The following is an 11510-nucleotide window of genomic DNA, read 5'->3' on the forward strand; positions in this document are numbered from 1 at the left end:
TATTAAAGGAATAATAAGCTTAGAAATGGCAAATCATAAATCAGCATTAAAAAGAATTAGATCAAACGCAGCTAAACGCTTACGTAACAGATATCAGGCAAAAACTACAAGAACCTTTATCAAAAGATTACGTAATGCAGCGTCGAAAGAAGAAGCGGTAGCACTTTTACCAAAAGTTACTTCTATGTTAGACCGTTTAGCAAAAAACAACGTAATACATAAAAACAAAGCAGCTAACAACAAGTCAAAATTGACTAAGTTGGTTAACTCTTTATAAGAATATAAGATATTCCTTTTATCCAAAAGCGAGATTTTTTAAGTCTCGCTTTTTGTTTTTAATTTCTGGAATAATCTGTAGATTTATTAAATGAACCTGCAGTATAAATCTAATATTCCGATTACAACCTGGGCCGAAGAAGACAGGCCACGCGAAAAACTACTCCTTCATGGGAGAAGAACCTTATCCGATTCCGAACTGATTGCTATTCTTATAGGTTCGGGAAGCAGAGATGAGTCTGCAGTAGCACTTAGCAAAAGAATTTTAAGTCATTGCCAGAACAATTTAGATACTTTAGGAAGACTATCTGTTCAGGAATTGTCGCGGTTCAAAGGTATTGGAGAAGCGAAGGCAATTTCAATTATTGCTGCACTGGAATTGGGCAGGCGACGAAAAGAACAGGATTTAGAAGAACCGGCCCGTATAACATCTTCTCGTGATGCATACAATCTGCTTGCTTCATATTTCTTTGATTTATTGCATGAAGAATTTTGGGTGATTCTTTTAAACAGGTCAAACAAAGTAATAACCAAAACTCTGATTTCAAAAGGCGGGCAATCTGCTACTATTTCAGATCCGAAGATAATTTTTAAATCTGCTTTGGAACATAATGCCGCTTCTATAATTATGGCCCATAATCATCCTTCGGGAAGTTTGAAGCCTAGTAAATCTGATATTCAGCTAACCAAAAAAATGGTAGAGGGTGGTAAATTTTTAGATATAGGCGTCCTGGATCATCTCGTTTTTGCTGAAAAGAAGTATTATAGTTTTGCAGACGAAGGTTTAATGTAGTTCAAATCTGAACGCTAACCTTTATAATTTTAAATAACTTCTTTGAATTGTGTGCTATATCTTTTCATAGGCCGTTAAAATTCCTATTTTTGCCATTCAGAAAAGATATAAATGAAAATCTCATATAATTGGTTAAAACAATTTTTAGATATTGACTCTACTCCAGAGGAAATATCTAAGATATTGACAGCTATAGGTTTAGAAGTAGAAAGTCTGGAGAAAGTTCAGGCAGTACCTGGTGGATTGGAAGGCTTGGTAATTGGCTATGTGAAAGAAGCGGTTCAGCATCCTAATGCAGACAGACTGAGAGTAACTAAAGTAGATGTGGGCTTAGGCGAAGATCTGCAAGTGGTTTGTGGTGCTCCCAATGTCGCGACCGGGCAAAAAGTAATTGTAGCTACTGTAGGCACAACAGTTTATCCGAATACAGGAGAACCCTTTAAAATCAATAAATCTAAAATAAGAGGTGAAGTATCAGAAGGAATGATTTGCGCCGAAGATGAAATTGGTCTGGGAGAATCTCATGACGGGATTATGGTTTTAGCAGAAGAGGCTAAAATAGGAACTCCCGCAAAAGAATACTTCAATCTGAATGATGATTATCTATACGAAATTGGATTAACGCCAAACAGGGCCGATGCTACTTCCCATTTAGGAGTAGCCAGAGATATTGCAGCTTTTATGCAGATTCCTGTAAAGAAACCTGATGTAAGCGCTTTTCAGATTCAATCTCATAAATCTACTGTCTCGGTCGAAGTAATTGCAGAGGATTTAGCTCCAAGATATAGCGGAGTAAGTATTTCTGGAGTTCAGGTGAAAGAATCGCCTCAATGGCTGAAAGAAAAATTAGCAGTGATTGGTGTTAGAAGTATTAATAATATTGTTGACGCTACAAATTATGTTTTGCATGACCTGGGACAACCTCTGCATGCATTTGACGCAAAAGAAGTTAAAGGAAATAAAGTTGTAGTCAGGACAGCTGATGAAGGCGCCTCTTTTATTACGCTGGATGGTGTGGAACGTAAGTTAACTGCCAGCGATCTTATGATTTATAATGCTGAAGAACCGATGTGTATTGCCGGTGTTTTCGGAGGTTTAACATCGGGTGTCAAAGAAACAACTACAGATATATTTTTAGAAAGTGCCTACTTTAATGCGGTAACCGTTAGAAAAACTTCTAAAAGGTTTGGCTTAAAAACAGACTCTTCTTTCAGATTTGAAAGAGGAACAGATCCGGAGATTACTGTTTATGCTTTAAAAAGAGCTGCCTTGTTAATTCAGGAAGTTGCAGGTGGAGAGATTTCTTCTGAAATTTTCGATAATTATCCGAATCCGATTGCAGACTTTAAAGTAGAATTGGCTATAGAGCATGTGAACAGGTTAATTGGGCAGGAGATTGGCGAAGAAAAGATCAAATCTATCATTCGTAGTCTTGGTATCGATATTCTGGCCGAAAACAATGGTATCTTAAATCTAAGTGTACCTTCTTATAAGGTTGATGTTACCAGAGACGTTGATGTTATTGAGGAAGTTTTGAGGATTTTTGGTTACGATAATATTGCTATTCCTTCTAAGGTAAACGCATCTTTAAATTATACTTCTAAGCCAGATCGGGAAAGTGTTCAGCAAACTGTTTCTGATTTGCTTTCTGCAAATGGTTTCTTTGAAATTTTATCTAATTCATTGACTAAATCGGCATATTCTGAAGATTTAGATCACGCGGTTAAGATTTTGAATCCGCTGAGTTCGGATCTTGACGTAATGCGTCAGTCTATGATCTATTCCGGTTTAGAAGCTATTGCTTATAACAGTAACCGTAAAAGTACCGATTTGAAATTTTACGAATTCGGAAAGATATATGCGGTAAATGAAGATAAATATCAGGAAAATCCAGAACTGGCTATTTTTCTTACTGGGAAAAATAATCAGGCTGGCTGGAATACCGCAGCTGTAAATACAGATTTTTACAATATTAAATCTGTTGTGGATAGTATTTTAAGACGATTAAATATTGCCAATCTTAATTCCGATGAGTTAACAGATGGCGACTTTGCTTACGGAGTTCAATATAAAAAAGGACAAAAAACGCTGGTTAAATTTGGAAGTGTATCTAATGCTGCTTTAAAGAAAACCGATGTAGACAAGTCAGTTTTTGCCGCCATATTCAATTGGGATTTAATACTTACCATTATAAAAAGTAATAAAATAACTTATAAAGAAGTTTCGAAATTCCCTGCGGTGAGAAGAGATTTATCTATGCTGATTGATTCGGAAATAACATTTGAACAATTAAAACGCATTGCAGTAAAAACAGAAAAAAGTTTGCTGAAGGAAGTAGATGTGTTTGATGTTTACCAGGGAGATAAATTGCCGGCAGGTAAAAAATCCTATGCGTTAAGTTTTATTTTGCAGGATGAAGAAAAAACTCTTACCGACAAACAAATTGATGCAGTAATGCAAAAATTAATTCTTAACTTAGAAAAAGAATCAGGTGCAGAAATTAGAAAATAGAGATTTATGTCTGTTTTAGCTCAAAAATTAGATCATGTCCTGGACCGCACTCAGGAATTGATAAAATTGGCAAAGGCTTTACAGGAACATAATGACCTTTTAAGCCTTGAAAACCAATCTTTAAAGGTAGCCTTGGGTACCAGCGAAGATAAGCGGAAGGAACTCGAAGAAACAGTAAGAGTTTTGAAGCTAGCAAAAAGCTTAGAAGGTACAAATGAAAAAACACTTGACATAAAGCAAAAAATTAACGAATTTGTGCGGGAAATAGATAAATGTATTGTATTGCTTAAGAAGTAGTACAAGGTGAACCGAAACTCTATATGGGAGATATCTCCATAAAAATAAATATTGCTGATCGCGTTTATCCCTTAAAGATAGATGCTGATGAAGAGGAACTGGTGAGGAGGGCTGCTAAATTAATTAACGACCGCATTAAGGAATTTCAAGAGAATTATGCGGTGAAAGATAAACAAGATTTACTTTCTATGTGCGTACTGCATTATGCAACCGCTACATTGAAAGCAGAAAAGAAAGCTAGTAATGAAGATACAGATCTGGCTGATAAGGTTTATAGTTTAGACAGCATACTGACAGATTTTTTTAAGGAGGCAAAATAAAAACGTTTGTTCTTTATACATAAATGAGTTTTAAGAAATTTAACCGCAGTTAAATTTTAGGTTTCACTATTAAAAACTTAACGTTTCGATATTAAAAAAGGTATGTGGAGACAGGTTTTCGTTTCATTCCGTGAGGAATTATCCCGAAAACTTTTACCTTAAACCTGCAATTAGAAGTTTACAATACATGAAATCTAAAATTAATTGCGGTTTTTTTAAACTTAAAAACACTTTATGGAAATTTTTATTTATCTCGCTATAGCCATTATTGCCTTTGGGGCAGGTATTTTAGCCGGGAGATATTTACTTAGACAGTTACTTAAACAGCAGGAAATAGCTGCGCAGACTAAGGTTAAGAAGATTTTAAAAGATGCCGAAAGTAACGCGGAACTTTTGAAAAAAAATAAGCTATTAGAAGCTAAAGAGAAATTCTTACAGCTAAAGGCTGATCATGAGCAAGAGGTAAACCAAAGAAACCAAGCCATCGCTCAGAAAGAAAATACACTAAAACAGAAAGAACAATCTCTCAACCAAAAACTGGAAAACCAGAATAGAAAAGATCAGGAATTAGATAATCTTCGCAAAAAGCTGGATCATCAATTAGAGCTTGTTGAGAAAAAGCAGGAAGAGGTGGAAGCCTTAAAGGCACAGCATATCAAAGAATTGGAGAATATTGCTGGTTTATCTGCTGAAGAAGCTAAATCGCAGCTAGAAGCTAATCTGAAAGAAGAGGCAAGAACAAGCGCAATGGTTCAGATTAAAGACATTATAGACGAAGCCAAACTTACAGCAGCTAAAGAAGCGAAAAAAGTAGTTATTCAAACTATACAAAGAACGGCAACAGAATCTGCCATAGAAAATACAGTTTCGATTTTTAATATCGAGAACGACGAGATAAAAGGCCGTATTATAGGTCGGGAAGGCAGAAATATCAGAGCTTTGGAAGCGGCTACAGGAATAGAGATTATTGTAGATGATACACCAGAGGCTATTATCCTTTCAGGATTCGATCCTGTAAGACGCGAAATTGCTCGTTTGGCTTTACATCGTTTGGTAACAGACGGACGTATTCACCCGGCAAGGATAGAAGAAGTAGTTGCCAAGACTCAAAAGCAAATTGAGGAAGAGATTATTGAGATAGGAGAAAGAACAGTTATTGATTTGGGCATTCATGGTCTTCATCCTGAATTGATCAGAATGGTAGGTCGTATGAGATACCGTTCATCTTATGGACAGAATCTGTTACAACACTCAAGGGAAGTAGCTAATTTCTGTGCTACTATGGCTTCGGAGCTTGGATTGAATGCTAAATTAGCTAAGAGAGCAGGTCTTTTGCATGATATTGGTAAAGTGCCTGATGATAATCCTGAATTACCACACGCAATTTTAGGGATGCAGTTGGCAGAAAAATATAAAGAGCATCCTGATGTATGCAATGCCATTGGTGCCCATCATGACGAAATTGAAATGACTTCTTTGATTTCTCCGGTAGTACAGGCTTGTGATGCGATTTCCGGTGCGAGACCTGGTGCAAGAAGAGAGGTTGTAGAAAGCTATATCCGTAGATTGAAAGAATTGGAAAGTCTGGCTATGTCTTATCCTGGAGTAGAGAAAACCTTCGCTATCCAGGCAGGTAGAGAGCTGCGTGTTGTAGTGGAAAGTGAGAAAATAAGTGATGCTCAATCTGAAATATTAGCAGCAGATATCTCTAATAGAATCCAAACGGAAATGACTTATCCGGGTCAGATAAAGGTTACCGTAATCAGAGAAACGAGATCTGTGGCTTACGCGAAATAACTAATTGTTATATTTATTTTAAAATAGATAAGCGATGATGTAATACATTATCGCTTATCTTATTATGTATAATATGAAATCTGAAAAAGAAGAAATAAGAAATACAGATAAATTATTTGCGGACTATGAGGTTTTTAGTCAGAACAGAAGCAATTTAATAATACAGATTGTATTTATTCCATTGCTTATTTTTAGTTTGATGGGTTTAATTACTGCTGTACCGTTTCCCTACCTGGCATTTCTGGGAAAGTATAACATGTTTATAAACTGGTTTTCTGTTGCTTTGGCTATAGCCATTTATTATTATCTGAAACAATCTCCCCTGCTTTCCTATTTGATGCTGTTTAGTTTTGGAGCGCTATACTTTTTTATTGTCCAGCTTGAATATGTGGAACAGGGTGGTGGAATCAAACTCTGGCAAATTAGTGCTATTATCTTTGTGGTTTCTTTATTCTTCCTTACTTTGGGAAATCAGCAGGAGAAAAATAAGTTGCCTCTGACACAGTTTTGGAAGAATGTAGTTATAGGGCCAATATGGCTTTGGAGTCTGATTTTAAAACGTTTTAATTTAAGGTATTAAATTAAATTCAAATTTGTAAGAATAAAAAGTGTTTCTTTTTATTTCTATTTATTTTTTATATACTTGCTTTAGGGTTTCTTTTTATTTTGTAAATCCGAATTATAAACTAGAATTAATCATTTTTTAATATTAGACTGATATTTTTCCGAAGAAATTGGATGTGTGTCAATCTTTTAAATTACTCGGTTAGATTCTTTTATCTACTAAAATAAGTAGACTCTGGTATATGCAAGATAATTCTGATGATATATTGTTAATGAGTGAAGTAAGCGGGGGATCGACTTCTGCTTTTGAAATGTTGTATGCCAGATATTCAGAGGCTGTTTATTATACGATTTATAAAAAGCTTAAAAATAAAGAGGATGTCGATGACGTTTTTCAAGAATTTTTTGCAACCTTATGGCGTAAAAGAGCATCTATTACTATTAATACTTCATTTAAAGCCTGGTTATTTACATCATTACGCAATCACATATTAAATCATTTATTACAGACGGCCCGAAAAGAGAGGAATCAACATGCATATAGTCAGGGTTTCTCAGATACTGATAATGAACTTGAAAGTAAAGTGGATGTAACTGGATTGCCAGAATTAATCAATGGAGAAATTGAACGTTTACCTGAGAAAATGCGTTTAGTGTGGCGATTACGAAAAGAGAAAGATATGTCTATTGCCGAAATTTCTGCACATTTGAATAGCTCTGAACAAACAGTAAAAAACCAGTTAACCTCAGCCAATAAGCGTCTGCGTTTGTTTTTATCCAAAATTCACACATTTTTATTCTGCTTATAGTACTTTAAACAGCTTGTGTTGTCTCTTTATAAAAAGACTAACAACCTGTTTAAATAATGAGACGAATATCTATTTTAATTATTACTTGCTTTCTACCTATTACAAATCTTTTTGCAGGCAACCCCAAAGGAGACCCTGTTTTTAAAATAGCCAGCTTTAATATCCAGTACGATAATCAAAGAGATAAAATAAATACATGGGAAAAGAGATTGCCAGGTGTTGTAGCAGTATTTAATAAATATCAGTTTGATATTGTTGGTGCACAGGAACCTTACCTGTCGCAATTGAATGATTTAATGCCACAGATACCTGATTATGCCTATCTGGGAATTAATATTCTGGGTGATACCGCCACTGTGGTTTTAAGAAGGCACCACACGCCAATATTCTATAAAAAGGAAAAATTTGATGTATTGGATTGGGGTACATTCTGGTATTCCGAGACACCTGATGTACCTGGTAAAAAAGGTTGGGATGCCTATTCTCCAAGAATTTGTACCTGGGCAAAATTTAAGGATAAACAAAGTCAGAAAGAGTTTTACATATTTAATAATCACTTTGATCATTTAGGAGATATTGCCCGGAGAGAAAGCCCAAAGTTATTATTGGCTAAGATAAAGGAGATAGCTGATGGATACCCTGTTTTGACTATGGGCGATTTTAATACCAATCAATACCATCATAATTATAAGATTTTGAGTGAATCTGGTGTGGTAAAAGATAGCTACCAGATTGCAAGAAATATCAGAAACAGTAATACTCCTACATACAATGATTATAATCCAGATCAAAAAGGATCTAGTCGGATAGACCATATTTATGTGTCCATAAAACCGGAAGTGAAGGTGAAAAGTTATCGGATTATAACAGATTCATATAAAGGGATATATCCGTCAGATCATTTTCCGGTTTTAATAGAAGCAGAAATCTCTGAAAAAATAAAATAAATACAATCAGTAATTCATAAATATGCTTATTACTGCCGATAATTTTTTGGGTGACGACCATGATGCCATTCTAGATGGCACACACCCTAGTAATTTAGGTTTTGACAAGATGATCCAAAAGCTACAGTGAAACTCTCTTGGATGTTTTATAACGTGACCAAATAAATAAAAAAACGATAAACAATTTAATTAACAAATTATGAAAAAAAGAGTACTTTTTTTGTTGTTATGCTTTGCGATAAGTTCATTAAAGGCAGCTACATATTTTGTGAGCCCCAATGGCAATGGAACCCAGAGTGGAGCAGACTGGGATAATGCTAAAACCCTTGCCGATGCCATTACAGTAGCCACTAATGGAGATGTGATTTTTGTGCTGAAAGGAACCTATACGGCTGCAAGTGGCCAACCTCTTATTAACCTTACCGGTGCTAAAAGCGGAATAAAGCTGTATGGTGGTTTTGCCGGTACAGAAACTTCTTTAGCTCAAAGGGTATTTGGTACTAATGCTGCTGATAGTACTACTTTTGTCGGCAATGGAAATAGGGTGATATATAATCAAGGTACTTCCGGAGCTCTTATTACTAACGTTGTTTATGACGGTTTTACTGTTACAGGTGGTAGTGCTAATGCTGGTGGTGGTATGTTTAATACCTATGCTTCTGTTAATGTTGCCAACTGTGTTTTTAAATCAAACTCTGCAACTAGTGGTACAGGAGGAGCTATATACAACAACTACAATACGGTTACCATTACCAACTGTAAGTTTTATGGCAATACAGCCAGTGGTAATGGCGGAGGGCTGATTGTTTCTACCTCATCTAATGCCACTATAACCAATTGTACATTTGATAGAAACATAGCCGGTGGTTACGGAGGTGGTTTAGCAACCTATACGGATGCAGATAAGCTAACTACTATTACTATTACGGACTGTGCGTTTGCTAGTAATCACTCAACTGCCACTACTGGTGGAGGCGGGATGGCAAATGATAACACTAACCCTATTGTTACCAATTGTACTTTTATCGGTAATACGGTAACAGCCAGTGGCGGTGGTCTGTATAATAGAAATACCGTTACCGCTAAGTTTGTTAATTGCCTTTTCTCAGGCAATAAGGCTGATAATGCAGCTGGTGGTGTATATAATATTAATACTAATGGTAATGGGTGTACCCCCGCTTTCATTAATTGTACCTTAGCGGGTAATTATGCTAAAAATAATGGCGGGGCTATGTGGAATACAGGGAGTTCTGGTACTAAAATAACCAACCCGATAATAACCAATTGTATAATTTACGATAATAATCATGGTATCGGTAATAGTGCTACTGCCGGATCTACTGCTACTGTTACTTATAGCAATGTGCAGTATACGGGAGCTAATGCCAACGAAGCAGATTATGCCAATGGCACAGGAAACCTTAATATTGACCCTAAGTTTAACAATTCTCCTGCAAGCAGTACAGCACCATTTACTACAGGAGATTATACTTTGCAAAGCACATCTCCGGTAATTAATAAAGGAGAAAAGAGCGCAATTAGTGGTTATTCTAAAGATTTGGCGGGTGCTGCTCGTATCTATAATGATATTGAAGTAGATATGGGAGCTTACGAATATCAAGGTGTTTTACCTGTAACATTGATTTCGTTCACCGGTAAATTGTACAGTAATTATGTAAGGCTTAACTGGGCAACGGCCTCAGAAAAAGATAACAGCCATTTTAATATTCTGCGTTCTGCGGATGGAAAAGAGTTTGTGAATATTGGTACATTACAGGGAAGCGGAGATTCATCTACGGGAAACAATTATAGTTTTATAGATACCAACCTGCCGCAGGGTGTCAATTATTATAAATTAGAGCAGGTTGATTTTAATGGGAAAAAATCAACCTCAGGAGTAATTTATGTAACGACAGAAATTGATAAGTCTATGCTATCTGTTTATGCGGGAGATAATTTTATACAGGTTAATATTTATAGTACTACAAAGGAAAAAGTCCAATTGATATTGACAGATATTTCAGGCAGAAAAGTGATTGTACAGAGACTTGAGGTGAAGCAAGGGGATAACGAGGTTAAAATTCCTGTTACCCTAAAGTCAGGTATTTATATGGCATCTGTCCAGTTGAGTACCGAAACAGTAAATACAAAATTTTATAAATAGTAAATGAAACTTAAGAAGACTTTTAAGTTAGCAGGGTTATCGATAGCTATCCTATCGGTAACCTGTGCTTTCAAAGGGAATTTGTCAAATGAAAAAGATAAATCTTCATTTGATGAACAAGGACACCGTGGAGCCAGAGGATTGATGCCGGAAAATACCATTCCGGCTATGTATAAAGCTATTGATTTGGGCATAACCACTTTAGAAATGGACTTACAGGTTTCCAAAGATAAACAGGTGGTGGTTTCGCATGATTCTTATTTTGGCTATAAGTTTTGTTTAACACCGGAAGGCAAAGAAATGACGGATAAAGATGGACGGTCCCGTTTAATTGTAGATATGCCTTACGATAGTATTCGGAAATATGATGTAGGCATGAAATCCCATCCTGATTTTCCACGTCAACAAAAAATGCCAGCCTATAAACCCTTACTTTCAGAACTTATAGATTCGGCCGAAACGTATGCTCGTAAGAAAAAACATGTGAACCATTATAATATGGAGATTAAGACAAGTCCTGAGTATAAAGACAAAGGACACCCGCCGGTACCTGAGTTTGTAGCATTGGCAATGAAAGTGGTTTACGATAAAAAGATAGAGAAAAGAACCACGATACAATCATTTGATACCAGGTCTTTAAAATTGGTGAAAGCCGGTTATCCGGAAGTCAAAATATCTTATCTGGTATTTAAATCAAACACTAAGAATATTGATGAGCATATTAAAGATTTAGGTTTTAAACCGGATGTTTTTAGTCCCGAATACCATCTGGTAACAGAGGAACTGGTAAAAGCTTGCCGCGACAGGAATATCAAGGTTATTCCATGGACGGTAAATACCGTGGATGATATTAAAAAATTGAAAGCATTGCGGGTTGATGGAATTATTTCTGACTACCCAGATTTATTTAAGAGCACTAACTAGTAGATTTTAATGAACAAGAGAAAACTTGTAAATTAAAATAAAAAAATAAGCAGAGGCAATAGTACTTTACTCAAGTACTATTGTCTCTTTATAAAAAGGCCTGTAAAA

Annotated in this window: 11 protein-coding genes; all 11 read left to right on the plus strand. The window is 35.8% G+C overall.

Features of this window, described 5'->3' with window-relative positions; all coding sequences use genetic code 11:
- The first annotated feature begins 25 nt into the window (after positions 1-25).
- The 11 genes from rpsT to ABWO41_RS02195 all read left to right on the plus strand — a co-directional run bounded on the left by rpsT (position 26) and on the right by ABWO41_RS02195 (position 11402).
- Positions 26-277, plus strand: coding sequence for a 30S ribosomal protein S20 (gene rpsT, locus ABWO41_RS02145; RefSeq protein WP_353132713.1), 252 nt, complete (start codon positions 26-28; stop codon positions 275-277).
- A 90-nt stretch (positions 278-367) separates the two neighbouring features.
- Positions 368-1069 (plus strand): RadC family protein, encoded by a 702-nt coding sequence (gene radC, locus ABWO41_RS02150; RefSeq protein ID WP_353132716.1) that lies wholly within the window; start codon positions 368-370, stop codon positions 1067-1069.
- 111 nt (positions 1070-1180) lie between these two features.
- Entirely contained in the window at positions 1181-3580 is a 2400-nt protein-coding gene (gene pheT / locus ABWO41_RS02155; protein ID WP_353132719.1) for a phenylalanine--tRNA ligase subunit beta, read from the plus strand.
- A gap of 6 nt (positions 3581-3586) precedes the next feature.
- Entirely contained in the window at positions 3587-3877 is a 291-nt protein-coding gene (locus ABWO41_RS02160) for a hypothetical protein (RefSeq protein ID WP_353132722.1), read from the plus strand.
- A 23-nt stretch (positions 3878-3900) separates the two neighbouring features.
- Positions 3901-4197, plus strand: a complete 297-nt coding sequence (locus ABWO41_RS02165; RefSeq protein ID WP_353132725.1) for a cell division protein ZapA — start codon at positions 3901-3903, stop codon at positions 4195-4197.
- 234 nt (positions 4198-4431) lie between these two features.
- Positions 4432-5994, plus strand: a complete 1563-nt coding sequence (gene rny / locus ABWO41_RS02170) for a ribonuclease Y (RefSeq protein WP_353132728.1) — start codon at positions 4432-4434, stop codon at positions 5992-5994.
- A gap of 73 nt (positions 5995-6067) precedes the next feature.
- Positions 6068-6574 carry a hypothetical protein gene (locus tag ABWO41_RS02175; protein ID WP_353132731.1) on the plus strand — a complete coding sequence of 169 codons (507 nt, stop codon included), beginning with the start codon at positions 6068-6070 and terminating at the stop codon, positions 6572-6574.
- A gap of 226 nt (positions 6575-6800) precedes the next feature.
- Positions 6801-7367, plus strand: a complete 567-nt coding sequence (locus tag ABWO41_RS02180; protein WP_353132734.1) for an RNA polymerase sigma factor — start codon at positions 6801-6803, stop codon at positions 7365-7367.
- A 56-nt stretch (positions 7368-7423) separates the two neighbouring features.
- Positions 7424-8314 carry an endonuclease/exonuclease/phosphatase family protein gene (locus ABWO41_RS02185; RefSeq protein ID WP_353132737.1) on the plus strand — a complete coding sequence of 297 codons (891 nt, stop codon included), beginning with the start codon at positions 7424-7426 and terminating at the stop codon, positions 8312-8314.
- A gap of 199 nt (positions 8315-8513) precedes the next feature.
- Positions 8514-10478 (plus strand): right-handed parallel beta-helix repeat-containing protein, encoded by a 1965-nt coding sequence (locus ABWO41_RS02190; RefSeq protein ID WP_353132740.1) that lies wholly within the window; start codon positions 8514-8516, stop codon positions 10476-10478.
- A 3-nt stretch (positions 10479-10481) separates the two neighbouring features.
- Entirely contained in the window at positions 10482-11402 is a 921-nt protein-coding gene (locus ABWO41_RS02195; RefSeq protein ID WP_353132743.1) for a glycerophosphodiester phosphodiesterase family protein, read from the plus strand.
- The last annotated feature ends 108 nt before the right edge of the window (positions 11403-11510 follow it).

This window comes from Pseudopedobacter sp., assembly GCF_040392825.1.
Classification (GTDB): Bacteria; Bacteroidota; Bacteroidia; order Sphingobacteriales; family Sphingobacteriaceae; genus Pseudopedobacter.